The organism is Leptospira yanagawae serovar Saopaulo str. Sao Paulo = ATCC 700523 (assembly GCF_000332475.2).
Lineage (GTDB): Bacteria > Spirochaetota > Leptospiria > Leptospirales > Leptospiraceae > Leptospira_A > Leptospira_A yanagawae.
Genome location: NZ_AOGX02000029.1, coordinates 84,329 through 103,260 on the forward strand (window position 1 = coordinate 84,329; position 18,932 = coordinate 103,260).

General features: G+C 39.6%; 17 protein-coding genes and 1 tRNA gene. 12 read left to right on the forward strand and 6 right to left on the reverse strand.

Features of this window, described 5'->3' with window-relative positions; genetic code table 11:
* Positions 1-11 precede the first annotated feature (11 nt).
* A complete protein-coding gene (locus tag LEP1GSC202_RS14505) occupies positions 12-2,762 on the reverse strand; it encodes a lipoprotein (RefSeq protein ID WP_015678484.1) in 2,751 nt (916 codons plus the stop codon).
* 297 nt (positions 2,763-3,059) lie between these two features.
* Between LEP1GSC202_RS14505 and LEP1GSC202_RS14510 the strand changes: the two genes are divergently transcribed.
* The 9 genes from LEP1GSC202_RS14510 (at position 3,060) to bla (ending at position 10,931) form a co-directional block, all read left to right on the forward strand.
* Positions 3,060-3,749 carry an OmpA family protein gene (locus LEP1GSC202_RS14510; protein ID WP_015678467.1) on the forward strand — a complete coding sequence of 230 codons (690 nt, stop codon included), beginning with the start codon at positions 3,060-3,062 and terminating at the stop codon, positions 3,747-3,749.
* Between the two features lie 31 nt (positions 3,750-3,780).
* On the forward strand, positions 3,781-5,037 hold the full coding sequence (locus LEP1GSC202_RS14515; RefSeq protein ID WP_425256026.1) for a hypothetical protein: 1,257 nt from the start codon (positions 3,781-3,783) through the stop codon (positions 5,035-5,037).
* Positions 5,038-5,182: 145 nt separating this feature from the next.
* Positions 5,183-5,845 (forward strand): arylesterase, encoded by a 663-nt coding sequence (locus LEP1GSC202_RS14520; RefSeq protein ID WP_015678498.1) that lies wholly within the window; start codon positions 5,183-5,185, stop codon positions 5,843-5,845.
* Between the two features lie 11 nt (positions 5,846-5,856).
* Positions 5,857-6,552, forward strand: a complete 696-nt coding sequence (locus tag LEP1GSC202_RS14525) for a TenA family protein (protein ID WP_015678521.1) — start codon at positions 5,857-5,859, stop codon at positions 6,550-6,552.
* A 206-nt stretch (positions 6,553-6,758) separates the two neighbouring features.
* Positions 6,759-6,830: transfer RNA gene (locus LEP1GSC202_RS14530), tRNA-Gly, on the forward strand.
* Between the two features lie 62 nt (positions 6,831-6,892).
* On the forward strand, positions 6,893-8,239 hold the full coding sequence (gene tig, locus LEP1GSC202_RS14535) for a trigger factor (RefSeq protein ID WP_015678445.1): 1,347 nt from the start codon (positions 6,893-6,895) through the stop codon (positions 8,237-8,239).
* Between the two features lie 3 nt (positions 8,240-8,242).
* Positions 8,243-8,845 (forward strand): ATP-dependent Clp protease proteolytic subunit, encoded by a 603-nt coding sequence (locus LEP1GSC202_RS14540; RefSeq protein ID WP_015678494.1) that lies wholly within the window; start codon positions 8,243-8,245, stop codon positions 8,843-8,845.
* Positions 8,846-8,860: 15 nt separating this feature from the next.
* On the forward strand, positions 8,861-10,141 hold the full coding sequence (gene clpX, locus LEP1GSC202_RS14545; protein WP_015678458.1) for an ATP-dependent Clp protease ATP-binding subunit ClpX: 1,281 nt from the start codon (positions 8,861-8,863) through the stop codon (positions 10,139-10,141).
* A 13-nt stretch (positions 10,142-10,154) separates the two neighbouring features.
* On the forward strand, positions 10,155-10,931 hold the full coding sequence (gene bla, locus LEP1GSC202_RS14550; protein ID WP_244147735.1) for a subclass B1 metallo-beta-lactamase: 777 nt from the start codon (positions 10,155-10,157) through the stop codon (positions 10,929-10,931).
* Here the strand turns inward: bla and rktP are convergent.
* The 3 genes from rktP to LEP1GSC202_RS14565 form a co-directional block, all read right to left on the reverse strand.
* Positions 10,908-12,008 (reverse strand): Arg-Lys translocation region protein phosphatase RktP, encoded by a 1,101-nt coding sequence (gene rktP, locus LEP1GSC202_RS14555; RefSeq protein ID WP_015678472.1) that lies wholly within the window; start codon positions 12,006-12,008, stop codon positions 10,908-10,910. The two genes, bla and rktP, sit on opposite strands and share 24 nt — an antisense overlap.
* Positions 12,005-12,721, reverse strand: a complete 717-nt coding sequence (tatC, locus tag LEP1GSC202_RS14560; protein WP_015678504.1) for a twin-arginine translocase subunit TatC — start codon at positions 12,719-12,721, stop codon at positions 12,005-12,007. Before tatC ends, rktP begins: the two co-directional genes overlap by 4 nt.
* A 72-nt stretch (positions 12,722-12,793) precedes the next feature.
* Positions 12,794-13,063, reverse strand: coding sequence for a Sec-independent protein translocase subunit TatA/TatB (locus LEP1GSC202_RS14565; protein WP_015678452.1), 270 nt, complete (start codon positions 13,061-13,063; stop codon positions 12,794-12,796).
* A gap of 23 nt (positions 13,064-13,086) precedes the next feature.
* Between LEP1GSC202_RS14565 and LEP1GSC202_RS14570 the strand changes: the two genes are divergently transcribed.
* Entirely contained in the window at positions 13,087-14,988 is a 1,902-nt protein-coding gene (locus tag LEP1GSC202_RS14570; RefSeq protein ID WP_015678508.1) for a hybrid sensor histidine kinase/response regulator, read from the forward strand.
* Here LEP1GSC202_RS14570 and LEP1GSC202_RS14575 read toward each other — a convergent pair.
* Positions 14,968-15,987, reverse strand: coding sequence for an alpha/beta hydrolase (locus tag LEP1GSC202_RS14575; protein WP_015678503.1), 1,020 nt, complete (start codon positions 15,985-15,987; stop codon positions 14,968-14,970). The two genes, LEP1GSC202_RS14570 and LEP1GSC202_RS14575, sit on opposite strands and share 21 nt — an antisense overlap.
* A 10-nt stretch (positions 15,988-15,997) precedes the next feature.
* Here LEP1GSC202_RS14575 and LEP1GSC202_RS14580 point away from each other — a divergent pair, with 10 nt between their 5' ends.
* Entirely contained in the window at positions 15,998-16,432 is a 435-nt protein-coding gene (locus tag LEP1GSC202_RS14580; RefSeq protein ID WP_244147736.1) for a copper chaperone PCu(A)C, read from the forward strand.
* Positions 16,429-17,010, forward strand: coding sequence for an SCO family protein (locus LEP1GSC202_RS14585; RefSeq protein ID WP_015678438.1), 582 nt, complete (start codon positions 16,429-16,431; stop codon positions 17,008-17,010). Before LEP1GSC202_RS14580 ends, LEP1GSC202_RS14585 begins: the two co-directional genes overlap by 4 nt.
* Here LEP1GSC202_RS14585 and LEP1GSC202_RS14590 read toward each other — a convergent pair.
* A complete protein-coding gene (locus LEP1GSC202_RS14590) occupies positions 16,981-18,927 on the reverse strand; it encodes a M3 family metallopeptidase (RefSeq protein ID WP_015678481.1) in 1,947 nt (648 codons plus the stop codon). The two genes, LEP1GSC202_RS14585 and LEP1GSC202_RS14590, sit on opposite strands and share 30 nt — an antisense overlap.
* Between the last annotated feature and the right edge of the window lie 5 nt (positions 18,928-18,932).

An 18,932-nucleotide genomic window follows, 5' to 3' on the forward strand; every position in this document is an offset into this window, starting at 1 on the left:
TGAACTTATATCTATTGTTGGACGCAGATGAGTCGTTTCGTTTCGGAACAAACAGATTCTTGGCTTGTGATACTTGTGCTTGAATTCATTGTCCACGACTGACCATATAGGAAGGTTGTAGGTGATGATGGACAGTTTTGGTAAGTAAATCCGTGGCAATTGTGCCGGTAGGTTAGCCCATCGCCTGTACATGCAGGAGTGGAAGCTTGAGTAGCGGGTGTTAACGTATTCGTCATACCTGTCCAATAGTGATGACCTATTGTTGAAAACTCTCTTAATAAATTTGTTGGATCAAATCCTGCCGTACCATTTGCAATAAAAAGCCTTGAGTGTTCATCACTGCAGTTGGAATATCCAGAAGAGTTACATCGATAATAGTGGCGACCAGCAGTTAACACCCAGTTTGTTCCATTTGGAATCCGATCGTTTGTCACACTTCCACCACTATTGCTGACGATTAAAGCCTTATAAGTTCCAGCGGGTACGCCGCCAGGTTTATTATTGTTACAGGTATCATCAGCTGCAAATACCCCTTGTGCCGTCATTTCACCGTTGTAACTGGAAGTGGTGACAAATATTGCCTTTCCTGCCGGTTCATCGTCTTCATTGGTGATGCTATGGTCTCCAGGATTTGCTGCATTTTGGTAATTCGTATCCGTGTTTGCCGCCATTACAAACTGGATATCGAAGGATTGGTTCCCGTCCGCATAGGTATCATCAAGTCCAGTGACAGTAAAGGTTTGTTTTTTTGCAGAACTTGCACATCCAACATCCGATGCATTTCCAGGTTCCACTTCACTATTTACAGGGAAGGTGATTGGAGAAGAAGTGATGGCTCCACATTCACCGGAAGCAGCAGTTCCCGCTGTATACGATTTACAACTGATGTTGAGGATGACAGGTTGCGTCGGGTTATTCCCACCCAAACACACGGATACTGTTGCTGTGTTGGTTGTATTTTCGTTTGTATTCCCCACATGAGAAATATAAAAAGCCTTTTCGTCGTCTGTGGTAGTCGCATAGACATCGATTGGGTCATACGTAAGTCCACCAGAAGATGTTAATGTTGTTACCGTCCAATTTTGATTTAAATCAACGAGGGCATCATCCACATGTGTTAACACAATTTGGTTTGTTCCACCTGATTCCATAAAATTAAAGTTAGATGTTCCGACAGTGACAGTTGCAGGGACAGTCCCTTCGGAGGTATCGGAACTCAAAAGACCAATTGTAACATCAGAGCCAGGATTGGATTGTGAAATTAACCAAATATTGGTGGATCCACCCTCCACTGCCGACAATCGATTGTCTGAAGTTCCTCGTGGTGAACCAGAAAAATTACAAGGTTGGAGCAAGTGGGTTCCATCGTTATCACAGGAACGTATGCTAAATGTGGGTTCCGCTACTGTCGTATTGTAAGTGGCATCGGCAGAGGAAGCAACAAACGAAACTGTATAGTCCGCATTCCCAGTGTTTGCTGAATCCGATTTTCCTTCGACTCGGAAAGTTTGGTAGTTATTCCAATCGGTGGGTGAAAAGGTAAGTGTTGGAGTCAAAATGGTACACTTATTTCCACAATTGGAAGAAAAGGAAAGTGTTACATTGTTTGTTGGTTTGGTTCTTAGTTTCAATTGGAAGTTCGAATACTTGGTTCCCAATTGGTTACTTTCATCTGTTGCAAATCGGTTAACCGCCCCACCTGCTGACCCAGTTGTCCCTGACGTAGAATCAAAGCGAATATAAGCATAACCAGGAACACTTTGGTCTCGATTGTAAACGACCACATTCCTTGGTTTGATACCATTATAATCGGCATCAGCACTACTCGTATTGGATACCTCGACAGTATACACTTTGATGCCATCAATTTCTAAATCGTCAACTGAACTGATTGTGACCGTTTGTTCTGTGGCAAAGTTGGCATTGGTGAAAGTTAATGTCTTCGGATTTGCCGTTCCTTCTCTATTGTTTGCATTGATAGAATCAAACACTTCATTGATGGGAATGGTTACATTGGCAGTGGGTGCAGTACGAAGCCTCACTTGAAAGGTTCCATTCGTCGCAGTGGCAGAAGGACCTGGTTCCTCCATGACTCGAGAAATATTCGAAACTCGAACTCCAGGACCTTCATCATCTTCAAGAGAAACGGAAATATCGCAGGCATCTTTTCCCGTGTAAGTTCCTGAAACCTCTTCTCCACTTCCATTTTTTTGGGTCATGGTTCCTAGGGCAACTGTCATTGGATCTACCTTGGCACTTCTCACTGCATCTTGGGCGACAGTAAAAGTAAAACATTGCCTAACTGCGACTCCATTGCCAGTAAACGTAAGTTTGGTGGGGATGGCAACATCTGGTGCTGGGAAAGTTTTTAGAGATGTGATCCTTGTTCCATAATTGGAAGTGATTGATACGGGGATGTCCAAACTGCCGCTAAATGGAACATTGGGGTAAATACAAGTTTGGAAAGATCGATACCCCCAAGCAGTTCCGCCGTCAGTGTCGACATCAGTTAATCCATTTTCACTCACGGTGCTAAATGTGGAATTCACATCTCCATCTTCCACAAGAGAAACAAGTTTTGTAGAAATGGTAACATCACTCGAACAAGCAGGTGTTTCCCGACTTCCGAACGCTTGTTCAAAACGTTCACTGATACCAAATAAAAATGTGTCACCAGCAGATACAGAACCACTGCATCCCACTAGGAGAGATACTAGGGATAAAGTTATAATGATATGGGATTTCTGCTTAATGAAGATCATACGAAATTTTCCATTTGTGGTTCTATTTTTATTACACTATAAATGGAAGTCATTCTGTTCGTGGCAAATCTATTCTAAAAAATTGACTGATTTTTTGTCACATAATTCATGTTAGATAGTGTTTATCTTTTCAGCAAATGCTGTTAGTTGAAAAAAAATTGCGTGTATATCCTAAAACTATGTGGCAAACAAAAGTTAAATTAATTGTCTCTTCTGGGAATTAATTTCTGAAAGCTAGTTCTTAGAATTAACAATTGATTTCTATACTTGGTGCAAATGATAAGGACAGTTTGTTTTATGTTTAGAAATTTATTGATCATATCCTTTTCGTTCTTATTTGCTTTCGAATGCCAAACCACCACCAAACCAGAATGGATGGAATCGGAATCATTCCAAAAATTTTGTGGCTGTGTCCACATTGATGAATCGAAACCCAGTGAACATTTGGGAAGTTTGCCCGTAGGTTCCTTAGATAAATTGGGCACCCCAGAGTATTTGGAAAAATTATACAAAGGACTAAAAAGTGATTTTGAACACACTGGCACACCTTTTGAAGAAGTGGGTGGAAGTCTTGTTGCCAAAGGTGTAGAACTCAAACGAATCGAAGACGATGAAAAACGCCTAAGAGAACTCCTCATCATTATCGATGGAGACGTTGCCTTTCCTTCTGGAAAATCAACCCTCACACCTAAGGCAAAGGAACTCATTGCAAAAGTGGGGGATGCAATGGAAGCATATCCGGAAACCAATTGTAGGATTGGTGGTCACACTGACAGTGTGGGAGCTTTTTCAATGAACTTAAAACTCAGTAAAGAAAGATCCCAATCCGTAAAAAAAGAACTCAAACTTGTCCATAAAATCGCAGAAGAGCGATTTAAGGAAGTGGATGGTTATGCGGACCAATACAAAATCGTAGATACAATGTTAGCTGAGAAAAAAAATCGTAGGACAGAAATTTACGTAGGGACCGTTCGCATTGTTTACTAATCATTTTCAGGTTTATCTTTTTCGATTCAATTTGTTTTTGCACTTTGTCTTTGTACTCGTGTTTGCATTCAGTTTTGGTTCTTTGCTAGCAGAAGAGTCCAAACCATTGGCGCCTGGTGCTGAGCCAAAAAAAATCCAAACCAGTGCAGTCGATAAAGGAAACCCAGTCCAAAATCCAAATCCAACTCCAAGTGCAAATCCGGAGTCCAATGCAAATTCTAATCCTGCACCCTCTCTTTCTGAAAGAGAAGACAACCAAACTCCAATGGAAATTTTTAATAAGGTCTATGAACACAGGTTCATGATCCGGGGAGGTTGGGGGATTGGAAAATTATCACCTGCCATCCTCAATGAAACGGGTCCGGCTTGGTTTCAAAATTCAGTCTTTCGCCAGATTACAGAACCTGGAGCCCCCCTTTCCGTCCCATATAAACCAGCAAAAGAGTTAGGAATCAATTCTCAGTTTTTTGACATCCGTTATGGGTATAAAAACAAATATGAAATCCAATACGCAGAAGATACTTCCTTAGGGGTTTATAGTCGTGACTTACCTGCTTCCAATAATTTTATATCACCCCGAACGGATACGTATTGGGCCAGTAGTTTTGAAGGGAACCGGTTACTTCGGTTTGAAGGGGTAAGCCAACACTTACGATTTTCTTATACCCACCCCATTACAAAAATATTTATGATAGGACCTTCCATCAACTTCCATCGTTATACGGAACGAAATAATATATCTTACGGCTCTTATTCCACAAGTCGACCAGAAGCTTCTGTTCCCAATAAGGTGACATGGTCGATTGGAGGGGATGCAAACGCAGAATATTCGATGAAAGGGATTTTACCAGGGGTGTATGCAAAATTAAAACTTAGGGATTGGTGGGAGATCCGCGGGCGATTGGAACTACTTGATAGGAAGGGAAACTTTTCTGTGTTAGGTTCTCAAATCATCCAAGAAGTGTATGGTGATGGGACATCTAATTTTTCTGCAGTGTTACCTGCTTATGGTGGGAAAGTCAGAGACAAGGGAACCATTCTCAATTTAGAAACTTCCTTTCAATACTGCCGGTTTACCTTGGACATTGGAATGATCCGCCAAGACGTAAAACGAACTTATGATACCTATTTGGGTGATACCATAGGGAATGTGCCACGGACAGATTATTCGGCACGTAGTGTGTATATCGGTTTTTCTGAAATGTCAACTTCTATCAAACACACAGTGACAGAGTTTTACATCATGCCAGGAGTTTCCTTTTTCTACGACGAGGACAAAATCTATTAGGTTGAAATTTGGTTGGTTATCTGTTTTTCCTTTTTAAAACACTTCGTTCGTGGACCAACCCACTTCCTGCAAAACAAAATTTGATCAACAGAATCTGAATTAAAAAAGTTTGCTTTTTTTAATTTCTATCCCCATCTAAGATGTGATGCGATATCTGTTTACACTTTTTATTTTATTTTTTTTGATTGTTTGTGGAAAACCTTCTGAACCCAAAAACGAAATACCCTCGCAAACCAATGAGTTAAACCAAACCAAACGAATTGTTTATTTCGGAGATTCTTTAACCGCAGGGTATGGATTGGCAAATTATGAGGACGCTTGGCCTCATATTCTCACAAACAAAATCAATTCCGAAGGTTATTCTTACCAAATGACAAATGCTGGAGTGTCGGGGGATACAACGAGTGGTGGTCTCGGGCGGTTGGAGTGGGTGCTTGCGGAAAAGCCAACTGTATTTTTACTCGAGTTAGGTGCGAATGATATGTTACGTGGGATCAGTCCTTCCGTGACAAAAGAAAACCTACGGACTATGATCCGCCAAATCAAATCCCAATACCCAAACACCAAAATACTGTTAGTTGGTATGGTTGCAACGCCCAATATGGGTAAAAAATATGCAAATGCATTCAACTCCATTTATCCTGAACTTGCGAAGGAAGAGGCTGTTCCTCTTGTTCCATTTATTTTGGAGAAAGTCGCAAGCATTCGGAAACTGAACCAAAAAGATGGAATCCATCCCACTGAAGAAGGTCATAAACTTGTGGCTGACACAGTCTACCCTTACTTAAAACCACTTTTAGAAAAATAGGATATCATACAATGCAAAGTCCATTCCCCATCCCTCCATTTGCTAGCGAGTGCAAAACGTACGCCAAAACTTCCTTTGGCGCATCCTTCCAACATCCCTTCGTTTTGGCATTGGCAGATGGCACCCTTGATCCCAAACTCTTTCGTTTTTACCAGATTCAAGATGCAAAATACTTAGAATCATTTTCTGATGCTTGTGCCATTCTTTCCACAAAGGTGACAGATCCAGATGACAAACTTTGGCTCATCGATGCGGCAAGGATGGCTCTTGTGGTTGAAGGGCAACTCCACATTGGGTATGGAAAAACCTTAAATTATGATGCAAAAACCATAGCCGAAACAGAACCAACACCCAATAATTTAGCCTACCAAAACCATATGGTAACCACGGCCTTGAAGGGATCTGTCCTCGACGGCTTTTGTGCAATTGCTCCTTGCCCTTGGCTTTACATTGAACTAGGCCAACACCTATTACGCGAAAAAGGTACGATCCCAGACGACCATCCTTATGCCTCTTGGTTAAAGATGTATTCTGATCCTGGGTTCAACGAGTACATGACCCATCTTCTCGCGAAGTTAGAGAAATATGCTTCCGGTGCTGACACACAAACCAAAAACAGAGCGAAGTTAGCCTTCCAACAAAGTTGTAATTACGAATGGATGTTTTGGGAACAAGCTTGGACAAATCAAAACTGGCCTTCCCGATAAAGGTCTGTTAGTTGGATTTGGGTAGGCTTTTAAAAAGGGGAAATCGTAGGCACAAAATTTCTAATCTCTTAGGGGAACTGGAACCACATGCCAAAAGACTGGTTCGGATCCAGTAACCCTCTGCAACACTTGTTTTGTTTGATCCTTTTCGACTTTTTTCCTTGCCGATTTGTCCTGATTCCAAATGATGGTTTCACAAACCTTCTGCGGGAATAGCTCAGCGGTAGAGCATCTCCTTGCCAAGGAGAGGGTCGCGGGTTCAAGTCCCGTTTCCCGCTAATGAAGGTCTTCTTCTTTTTCTTTCCACTACACTCTCTTTATTTACACTGGATATAATACGATGGAATTTACGGCTAAAAAAAATAACAACGCAACTTGTGACCTCAGCATTCAATTTAGCGCTGAAGAAGTCCGCACCGCCTACTCTAAGGCTTACAAAAATGCTGCTGAAAAAGTAAAAATCCCTGGTTTCCGACCAGGAAAAGCTCCCCTCAATATGGTGGAAAAAGTCCTTGGTGACTCTGTGATGGACGATGCTGCCAACATAATGCTCAACCAAGCAATGGCAGACCTCTTTGATAAATTGGAACACAAACCGATTCGTTTGCCACAATTCCAAATGGAAACTTTTGATAAAAATACTGGTGCCAAAGCGAAAGCCACTTACGACACAAAACCCGAAGTCACCTTACCAAAGTTAAAGAAAATCAAAATCCAACCAAAAGAAATCAAAATTTCTGATGCAGACATCCAAAAAGAATTGGAAGGCATTCAAAAAAATATGGCTCGTAACTCTTTGAAAGAAGAAGGCGAACCTGTGGAAGCAGCTGACTTACTCGAAATCAATTATAAATTCAAGGAAACAGGGAATGAATACCCAGATCAAAGCCAAACTGGTAAATTCCAAATGGGCGCTCCCCAAAACCCACCAGGGTTTGAATCCAACTTACTGGGAATGAAGTTAAATGAAACGAAAGAGTTTACCTTTACTTACCCAGATGTGTATCCGGCATCCCCTGAGTCTGCAGGAAAATCCATTATCTACACAGTAACAGTCACCGCGATTTACAAAGTGACGTATCCAGAAATCAACGACGACTTCGCATCAGAAGTGGATGGTTCTGCCAACTTACAAGAGTTAAAAGAAAAAACAAAAAAACAACTTGTTGAAATTTTTGGTAATGCTCTCACAAAACGAGCTACAGATGATGCTTACAACGAAATCATCAAAGAATCAAAATTCATCATCCCAGAATCACTCATTGTGGAAGAAACAGAAACGGTTTTCAAAAACTTTATGCGTGAATTTGGCCTTCCAGTGACTTCGCTTTCCGACTACGCAAAACGACTCGGAAAGGAGGAAAAGGAAGTTCGTGAATCTTTCTCCAAAGCGGCAGAAAAACGAATCCAAACTTACATTTTGAAGCAAAAAATCGCGGACGACCACAAAATCCAAATTTCGGATGAAGAAGTGGAGGCGGGTTACGAAAAAGAAGCCCAAGCCCAAGGAATTCCTGCCGAAACCCTCAAAAAAGAAGTCCAAAAACAGAAGGCGGAAACCTACTACCGTGACAAATTCCTGTTTGATAAAATTGACGAGTTTGTTTACGCTGAAGTAGAGAAAAAATCGCCAAAAGCAATTTCAACGGAAGAAGCTGAGAAAATTCTTAGCGGGAAAGAAGAGTAAACTATGTCCACATTATTACCATATGTTTCAGAACAAACAAGCCGTGGCATCGATCGTATGGATGTCTATTCAAGGCTTCTACGGGATCGAATTATTTTTTTAGGTGCTGGGATTGACGACACCTATGCCAATGCTGTTTGTGCCCAACTTTTGTTTTTAGAAGCAGAGAACCCAGACCGTGATATCTATCTATACATCAATAGCCCTGGTGGGTATGTGAGCTCTGGGCTTGCGATTTATGACACCATGCAACTCATCAAACCGGAAGTGAGAACCCTTTGCATTGGACAGGCATCATCCATGGCGGCATTATTACTCGCTGGAGGAGCAAAAGGAAAACGTTCTGCACTTCCCAATTCTAGGATTATGATGCACCAACCTTACGGTGGAGCAGGTGGGCAAGCTTCGGATATCGAAATTTCTGCAAAAGAAATCATCAAGACGAAGAACACTTTGATCGATTTATATGGTAAACATATCGGAAAACCTGCGGCGCAAATCCAAAAAGACACGGAAAGAAATTTCTTTATGAGTGCTGAGGAAGCGAAAGAATACGGTATCATTGATAACGTGATCCTAGAACGCAAACAAATGATACAAGCCTAAGGAGGGCTAATCTCCATGACCAAACGTGCAAGCCAAACAGGGAATTCCAGAGAAAAGTTACATTGTTCTTTCTGCGGAAAGGCCCAAGATGAAGTGAGAAGGCTTGTTGCAGGTCCTGGAGTTTATATCTGCGATGAGTGCATTTCCTTATGTAATGAAATCATCGCCGAAGAACCACAATCAGGTGAAAAAACTGCGATTGTGGGTGACATTCCAAAACCTACCGAAATCAAAAAAATCTTAGACCAGTATGTGATAGGACAAGAACAAGCGAAAAAAGCTTTGGCTGTTGCTGTTTACAATCACTACAAACGTATTTTCCATAACGAGCGTAAGGCGGGAGATGTGGAATTGGAAAAATCCAATATCATGCTCATTGGACCTACTGGCTCAGGAAAAACTTTACTGGCGCAAACCCTTGCTCGGATTCTTAAGGTTCCCTTTGCGATTGTGGATGCAACTGCCCTTACAGAAGCAGGCTATGTGGGTGAAGACGTGGAAAACATCATCCTCAAACTCATCCAAAACGCTGACAACGATGTCAAACGTGCCGAAATGGGAATCATTTATATCGATGAAATTGATAAAATTTCCCGTAAGTCTGATTCTGCTTCCATCACGCGCGATGTGAGTGGAGAAGGGGTACAACAAGCCCTCCTCAAAATCATTGAAGGAACTGTTGCAAATGTCCCACCACAAGGCGGGCGAAAACACCCACACCAAGAATACATCCCGGTCGAAACCAAAAACATTTTATTCATCTGTGGGGGAGCTTTTGTAGGTCTCACTGATATCATCAAACAACGAGTTGGTGTAAAATCCATCGGATTCCATTCCAATGAAGCAGTGAATGACAGAGGAAGGAAAATTGAAGAAGGGGAATCCATGGTTCACCATGTAATCCCTGATGATTTGATGAAATTTGGCCTTATCCCAGAATTCATTGGACGACTTCCGATCATAGCGACTCTCGACGAACTTACGATCGAAAGTTTAAAATCGATTTTTACAGAACCAAAAAATTCCCTTCTCAAACAATACCAAAAGATGTTTGATATTGAAAATGTAAAACTCAAGTTCACTGAATCAGCCATCGAAGCCATTGCCCAAACTGCCATCAAACGTGAGAGTGGTGCGCGGGGACTACGTGCAATCGTAGAAGAGATCATGATGGAACTGATGTTCCAAATTCCATCCCGAAAGGATGTTTTGGAAGTTGTGGTGACTGACGAAACCGTTCTCAAAAAAGAAGCACCGATTACGATTCTAAAAGGGGACATCGAAAAGATCGCATAAAGTTAGTTTGTTTGTGCAGTCTGGCATCGTCCGTTTTTTTCTTTTCCTTGTGTTTGGCATTTGGTTTGTCCATTGCCAAACGGTTAACCCATTCCCCTCTGACAAAATAAACGCAAAAACGAATCCAGTTGGAACTTCGATTGAATGGATCAAAATCAAAGAGACGGTTTGGGTCCATAAAAGTTTTGGAAGTTTCCAAGGGAAAATTTATGAGTCCAATGGCCTCGTTGTTTTAACAAATCAAGGTGTTGTTGTCATTGATACCGCTTGGACAGAACCACAAACAGAAGAATTGATCTTAGGGATCCAAACTAAATTTCAGAAAGACATTTTATTCCTCATCGTGACCCATGCACATGACGACCGTATGGCGGGAGTCAGCTTATTCCACAAAAGAAATATCCCAGTTTATAGTACAAATTTAACTGCGAAATTGGCTAAAGAAAAAGGACTCGGAATAACAAATCCCATCTTAGATGTACAAACAAGATTTTATTCTGGCAATCATTCCGTAGAAATCTTTTTTCCAGGCCATGGGCATTCACCTGACAACATTGTTGTATGGTTGCCAGATACCCATATCCTTTTTGGAGGTTGTCTCGTGAAGGATCTCGATGCAATAGACTTAGGGAATGTAAAAGATGCGAATTTAGTAGAATGGGAAAACGCAGTGAAACGAGTGTTAATTAGATACCCTGATGCAGAGGTTGTGGTACCCGGTCATGGAAACTGGGGTAAGTTAGACTTATTACGCCATACGATTCGTTTACTTGTTTCGACGAACCACTAGGATCGATAGTTTTTCCATAGGATTGGATAGGTTTCGTTCCCGCCCAAGAGCACTCATTTTTTTCGCAATGGCTAGTAACATTTGGCGAGAGGAACTAGGCCTTAAGTCAAGTAAGTAGTCCACAAATTCTTCCATGATTTCAAACGACGTGAGTCCAAATTGAGTGAGGGTGCGGTCACTTGCCCAAACCAAATAATCACCAATTTCAATTCCATCAGCCATGGAGATGGGATGTTTGTGGTTGGGATACCAATGGTCATCTCCACTGCCTTCTATCACCTGGATGCCGTGGTCTGAAAATTGAAAGATAGGCATGTCCATATAATGCAAAAAAGACATTTTATCATCTTTGTTTTGGATCACAAAGGCAGAGAGTTTTAATTTGAGAAATGCAAATTGGTGGAGAGCATATTTTAGTTTCGTTAATAATTCTTCAGTGGAAAATAATCCATCTCCAAATGATGACACGATCCCGTGGATAAATACTTTTTCGGAAGATTCCAAAATCCCAGGTTCCATATGACCTGCTATGATTCCAAATAACCCATCTTTTGCACGAACGATCCTTATATAATCTGCTCCCGCGTATCGCATGACAGATGGAAATACTGCAACATCAAAACCTTGGATATTCGGGATTTTGATATCAGGGATCTGTTTGTTTACGGAAGAAGCTTGGGTTGTTTTCCAATCAAATTTGTTTTCAAATTGTTCTTCACCGAGACTTTCTTCCCCTTGTAAAAGAGTAAACATTACGGATTTATAAATTTTATATTCATCCGAATTGCGGCTTAGGTTACGAATGTCCTTTGGGATTTCATTTTCACTATCTTGGATATGAAACACAATGTGAAGTATGTATTGGTATAAAAATCCAAGAAAATAATATACGATAAAACTAATACACAATGCCAAAAGAAAAGAACTATAAATCCCAACCAAATTGAAGTTTAGAGTGTTTTCCCCTTTTGGATTTTGCCAATGGGTGAAAGTGAACTCAGCAAATAAAAAGTGAATGAAAAAAAATAGAAAACTAATGATGCCAAGGAGAATGGGAAGTTTAACGCGGTAACTCATTTTGAATCGGTAGCTTCCAATAATTTCATCATTAGGGCAGATAAAAAGAATAAAAAACTGAGTGGAACAAGTAACATAAGCATTGAAAATACATCAGGCCCTGGAGATAGGACAGCTGATACCACTGCGATGATGAGTACTGCTTCTCTCCATCGTGTGATGAGAAATCTTGAAGACAAAAATCCAATCCTTCCTAGTAAAATGAGAACAATCGGTAATTGGAAGGAAGCCCCAAAAACTAAGTGTAAATTAAAAAACAAATCGTAATACTCATCGATAGGTAAATATGGATCCACACCATCTGGTCTCAGAACGACAAGGAATACCCGTAAAAAATTTTCAAAGACAGTAAACCAACAAAGGGCCAGACCCGACCAAAAGAGCAAGGTAGAAAACAAGATGATGAATTTCCCCCATTTTTCCGTCCTCGGGTCTACGGCGGGTGCGATGAAACCCCAAAGGATATACAGCAAAAAAGGAAGGGAAACGAGAACAGATAGGATCAGGGACGTTTTTAAATAAATGAGAAAGGGAGCCATCAATTGGATCTGAAAAAAATGCGCATCAGGTCCGAGGACAGATTTGTATGGTTGGATGAGAAAACTGTGGATCTCAGAGCCAAAATACAATGTCCCAATCATAAAAACAGAGACAACTAAGATTGAATGGATCAGTCTCTGCCTGAGTTCTTCTAAATGGTCTCCCAGGGACATATACTTTTCCCTGGTTTCCGAATCCTCTGGCAGTGGCAGTGGGGTTCTATTTTTTTTTGCCAAAGGGATGGACTAAGCTTTTTTCTTTTTTGTGGATTTGGAATTGGGTTCGGAATTCTGTTTTGAATCTTCTACAGGAAAACTCGTTTGTGTAGGTTCCTCGTCTTGGCCTGTGAGAGACTTTCGGAATTCTTTGATTCCGGAACCCAAGTCCTTCGCGAGACTTGGCAATCGTTTTCCACCAAAAAAAAGTAAGGCTAAAAAAACGATGAGTGCAATCTCCCATGGTCCTAAATTAAAAAAAGCAATAGGTGCTTGAAAAGAAAACGGATTGGATGGCATATTTCCCTCTTAAGGCAAGAGTTATGCAAGCGAATCTGGAAGCAAGCGGAATGATAGAATTCTTTAAGGTCTTGCCAAACCTATTTTCTGGTGGAGTGTATCTCACCGACCCAAAAACTGGCCAAATTTTATTTTCAAATGAATTTTTTAAGGACAACCTCGGTTGCCAAAAACCTGGGAAAAACTGCCTCGAAACGGATTTATTAGCCTGGGTAAGTGCCGAAGACAAAGAAACCTTCCAAGAACAAATCCTCTCCATGCAGAAATGGAATGACCGAGACCAAATCATCAGTGACTTCAGGTTCCAAATGCCAAATGAAACGCTTGTTCGGTGGTTTCAATTTGAAAAAAGAAAAGTGAACATTCCTGGAATGGATTCATCATTACACATTGTATTTGTCCGAGATATAACGAACGAAAAGACAAATGAAATTAACATCGTTGAACAAATTCAATTTTTCTTAGGTCTTTTTGAAAACGCATCTGTAGGTATGGCCTTACAAGATTGGGAAGGTGGATATTTTCGTATCAATCCAAGGTTTACCGAAATCACAGGTTACAGTTTCCAAAATCTAACGGACTTAAATATCAAGCGGATCAAAGGGGAAACAATTACAGATGAGGAGATGGAATACTTTAGTTTTTTTAAAGAAGGTGCGGAAGAATCACGCCTAACTCGAAAAGATGGAAGGAGGATTAATGTTTACAGAAGGATTAGTGCATTTCGTAACTCACAAGGAAAACCTGATTTTTATTATGTATTTTTGGATGATGTAACAGAAAAAAAACAATTGGAATCATACCAACTCCATTCTCAAAAAATGGAAACCATCGGTAGTTTAGCGACAAACATTGCCCATGATTTAAACAATTATCTCCAACCAATCCACGTGTTTTCACAACTTGGCAAAGAACAAATTGTAAGTGGTAAATTCAACCAAAACCAAGTATTGGATTATTTGGAAAAAATTAGAATGGGTGCAGATAACGCTCGTTCTATGATTCACCGAATCATACATTATTCAAAAACAAAAAACGAACATTCTGTTACTAAAATTGATATCTCTTCTGTGGTTGAGTCTACTATCCCACTGCTCATCTCTGGTTTACCTAAAAATGTTGAAGCACAGTTTGATTTTTATAAATCTCCCCTTTTTACAAAAGTTGATGCGGTCCAGTTTTCAAAAATACTATGTGAACTCACATCTGGTGGGATTTTGGTTTGGGACGATCGAAAAAGGGGTTTAGTGCAAATCCAAACCAAACCTTTCGATGAAGTGCGTTTGTTAGTTTCATTAGAATTTAGTGGTTTGTCTTTACCAAGTTTATCTGAGCTCACTATCCTTGATCTAGCGAATTTTAGTGATGAAGACTTCCAATGGACAGGAATCCATCTGATCAATCGCTATGTGAAAAATTGGGGAGGTGAATTTTATTTAGACAAACCCGATCCCATGACTTTAAAGGTATTTCTCTACTTACCTTTGGAAGAATCATTACCGATTTTGAATCAGTTCCCGACCGGTTTGGAATCGAAACCAAAAGATATATGGTCTGAAATTTCAAAAAAAGAAATTTGGATTGTGGAAGATGATGAAGCTGCCAGTGAAGCGATAAGTTTTGTATTATCACAAAAGCAAATCAAACCAAAGTTATTTGGAACCTCATCTTCCGCCTTGCAGAACCTAAACCAAAATATCCCAGATTTTGTTTTGTCTGATTATCGATTGAGAGAAATGAGTGGCCTTGTTTTGATTCGTAAAATCAAACAAATCAATCCAAATTTGGCGGCTGTTTTGTATACAGGGAATATGGATGGATTGGATGCGGAAGAACTCTTAAAAGAAGGGATATTGGTTCGTTCAAAACCAATATCTGTCGATGAATTGTACGAATCGATTTTGTTATCGTTTGGTTTTCTTTGATTTTTTAACTTCTTCAGCACCAGTTGTGTCTTTGATGAATTGGATCATTTCTTTTTCGATCAGGGCCTTGTCAGTTTTCACATATTTAGAAAGTAGGACATGGGCACCATCTTCAATCTTCAAGAGACGATTTTTTGCATTGGCATTTGGTCCTGATTGGATTGAATCAAACACTGCAAACATGGCGTTTATAGATGCAACAAAGTCATGTTCTCTTTCGGACTTGTAATAATACATGAGTAGGGTAGGAGCACTTACTTTTGGGTATGGATTTTCTTTGTCCATAAACCGTTTGAGATCTAAGATGTTTTGAATGGCACCATAATACTGGTCTAAATACCAATACTTTGCAGACTCATCTTTTGGATCCGTTTTCGAAATTCGAATTTCACCTTTGATGGAATCAATAAACGATTTGCCCCAATAAAAGCGAAAGAGATGAGCAGTTGGATCGTCAAAATCATAAAACGGCGATGCCAAAATCAAACTATCGATAAGTTCTGGGTGTTTGGCAGCAAGGTAAGTGGCAATGTTTCCACCCATACTTGTCCCGATAACAACTGTTTTGTGTCCAAGTTCCTTGGTATAAATTAAACTATCTTCAGCATCTTGTAAGTATTTTTGAAATGGGGTATTTAGATGGTCTTCGATATTGGTTCCGTGGCCAGGCAAACGTACATAATAGGTATTTGCTCCGAAGTATTCACTCAGTTTGTTTGTGACTTCTTCTCCCTCACCACGGCTTGCTCCAAATCCATGTAAATACAAAATTGCAATTGGTGTTGGTTCTTCAGAAACTCTTATCAAATACTCTTCATTGTTAGGTTTTGTATTTTCCTTTTTACTGATTTCTAATTCGTTTTGGTAAAAGGCCTCAAAATTTTCAAATTTGCGATTGGAATCATAATTGTATTCACCGGTAGTCCATTTGTAAGTGGATAGAAGAAAGGAAGATAGAATGAGAGTGATGGCAGTCACCCATTTGATAATTAATCTCATCGAGGTTCTCTTGTTACGAAAGGTAAATAGTACAAATATAGGAATTCTGTTACTAATTCAAGTCAATTTGTTTGTTTTCTGTCACAAAACAAATCCAAACCCTTCGTTATGGACATTCCCAGTTCCCGATGTGGCAAAAACAACGGCAGTTTATGGAATGATTCAAAATCCGTTCGGCAAAGAAGTTTCCATTGTTTCCCTCGAGAGTAACCAATATAAAACAGTAGAATTGCATACAATGGAAATTGATAAAGAAGGAATCAAACGGATGAGAAAGATTGATTTTCCTGTTTTGTTACAACCAAATGAATTGATCCATCTGGAGAGAGGTGGTACTCATCTTATGTTACTCGATAAACAAAATAGAAACGAAAAATTAATCATCACCATTCAATATTCAAATGGGAAAATAGAAAAGCAAGAAGTAGAGAAAAAATCATTATGAAACAACATAAACTCCATACAATATTTACCTTCACAATTTTTGTATTTTTTATATTCCAATGTGGTTCTGGAGTTGAGCTCACAGAACTACCAATAGGTGGAAATATTATAGCCCAAGATAAATCTGGAACAAAAGTAAATTTGAAATCCTTTCCAGAACCAGTAATACTTGTTTTTTTTGGTTATACCTATTGTCCAGATTTTTGTCCCAATACTCTTGCGAAAATCAAAGTGGCAACTGAAAGTTTCACAGAGTTCGAAAGGCGACAGTTTCGGGTTGTGTTTGTATCGATAGATCCTGAGAGAGATTCTAGCGAAACAAGCACAAAGTATGTGCAGTTTTATATTCCGAATGCCATTGGTTATAGTTTTGATTTGGCCACAACAAACCAGATCGTAAAACAATATGCGGCTTATGTCGAAAAAACAAAAGACGGATTATCGTTTGATCATTCTACCTATCTCTATGTTTTGGACTCGAATCGAAAAACTCGCAAACTCATTAAATCAACCGATGAAACAGAAGTCATTACGAAAACCATACGGACGTTAAGCGGCAATACCGTTCAGTCGAAGTAAAGCTTCAATGTCTGGATCTTTTCCATAAAAATCACGAAAAAGATTCATGGCATTGGCAGACCCACCTTTTTCTAAAACTGTTTTTCGGAAATGTGCTGCATGTTCTAAATCAAAGACACCTTTATCAACAAAAGAATAAAATGCATTGGCAGAGAGAAGTTCTGCCCATTTATAAGAGTAGTATCCTGCCGCATATCCGCCAGCAAAGATATGCGTGAAAGAGTTTTGGAATTTGTTGTAAGTGGGTGGAGTGACAACTGCAATTTCATTTCTCACTTGGTTAAGGATTTCTTGTACTCTTTCTTCTGATGGTTTTTCTTTATGAACCAACATATCAAATTTTGCAAACTCTAACTGTCTAACCACACCCATGGCTGACATAAAGTTTTTTGCCTTCACCATTGTTTCGATATATGAATTCGGAATTGGTTCTTTTGTTTGGTAATGTTTTGCAAAAAGTTGTAGAACTTTTGGTTCATATACAAAGTTTTCCAAAAACTGAGAAGGGAATTCTACCGCATCCCATTCCACACCATTCACACCACTCACAAAGGCTTCTTTGACTTTAGAAAGTAAATGGTGGAGGGCATGGCCCAATTCATGGAATAGTGTCACCACATCGCTTGGTCGGAGTAAACTTGGCTGTGACTCTGTTGCTTTGGGAAAACTAGCGACAACGAATGCGATTGGAAGTTCGGTTTTACCTGTTTCATCTTGGAAATGGGGTTTCCAGTTGTGCATCCAAGCCCCACCTTTTTTTTCACTCCGTACTTCTAAATCCAAATACAATCTGGAACGAGTTTCCCCTTCCACTAAAAGATCATAACAAAGTACTGACGGTTCCCAAACATTGGTTTGTATTTGTTTGAATGTAACACCTAACAACTTCTCTAAAAATTGAAATGTACCTTGCAAAACTGTTTCCTTTTCTAAGTAAGGTCGATAGATTTCTTCATCATAGGAAAAAGATTCCTTTTTCAATTTTTCTGAATAGTATGTAAGGTCCCAAGGCTCCAAATCGTTTTGTCCTAACGATTTTGCGTAAGATTTAATTCCATCGTATTCTTTTATGGCGATCGGTTTTGCTTTTTCTGCCAAATGATTTAAAAAGGAAATCACCTCTTCTGGTGTATTCGCTACTTTTGTAGCCAAACTCAAATGGGCATAGGTTTCAAAACCTAAAAGTTTTGCTTCTTCGTCTCTGAAACCTAAAATTTCTTCGATGAGTTTTCCATTTTCAGGGGCTCTTGTGCAATACGCATCATATAGTTCTTTTCTGATCTTTCTATTTTCTCCATAGGTCATATACGCTATGTAAGATGGAAAATGAAGTGTGAATTTATATGTTCCGTCTGGTTGTTTTGCGGAAATTTTATCACTTTCAGGAATGCCTTTTACATCTTCTTCTTTTAAATACAATGCAAATGCATTTGTGGCATTTAACACGTTTTGGGAAAATTGATTGGTTAAATCGGACAATTGAATCCGGATATTTTTAAGTTTTTCCTTCGTGCTTTGATTGAGTCCTACACCTGATAATCGAAAGTCTCTGATTTCGTTTTCCAAAACCTTTGTTTGTTCTGGATTCAATGATTTGTCAGTGGACTGAATTTTTAATAAGGCAGCAAAGATGGTTTCGTTTTGTCCGAGGTCAGTATAATACTCGCTAAGTTTCGGTAAAATTCTACTGTAGATGGTTTGGCTTTCTTCGCTGTTTTTGACAGAGTTGAGATGGGAAAGTTCTGTCACAAGATCTCCAAGTTCTGTTTGGATCCTTTGGTAAGGTTTTAAAAAGTTTTGAAAGGTAAATGAATTTTGGACGAGTAACTCTTCTATGAATTTTTTGTTAGACTCCATCTTTTCTAGAATGGACGCTTCTTTTTGTAATAGATTATCTGAATGAAATTCGGGAAACATCGCTA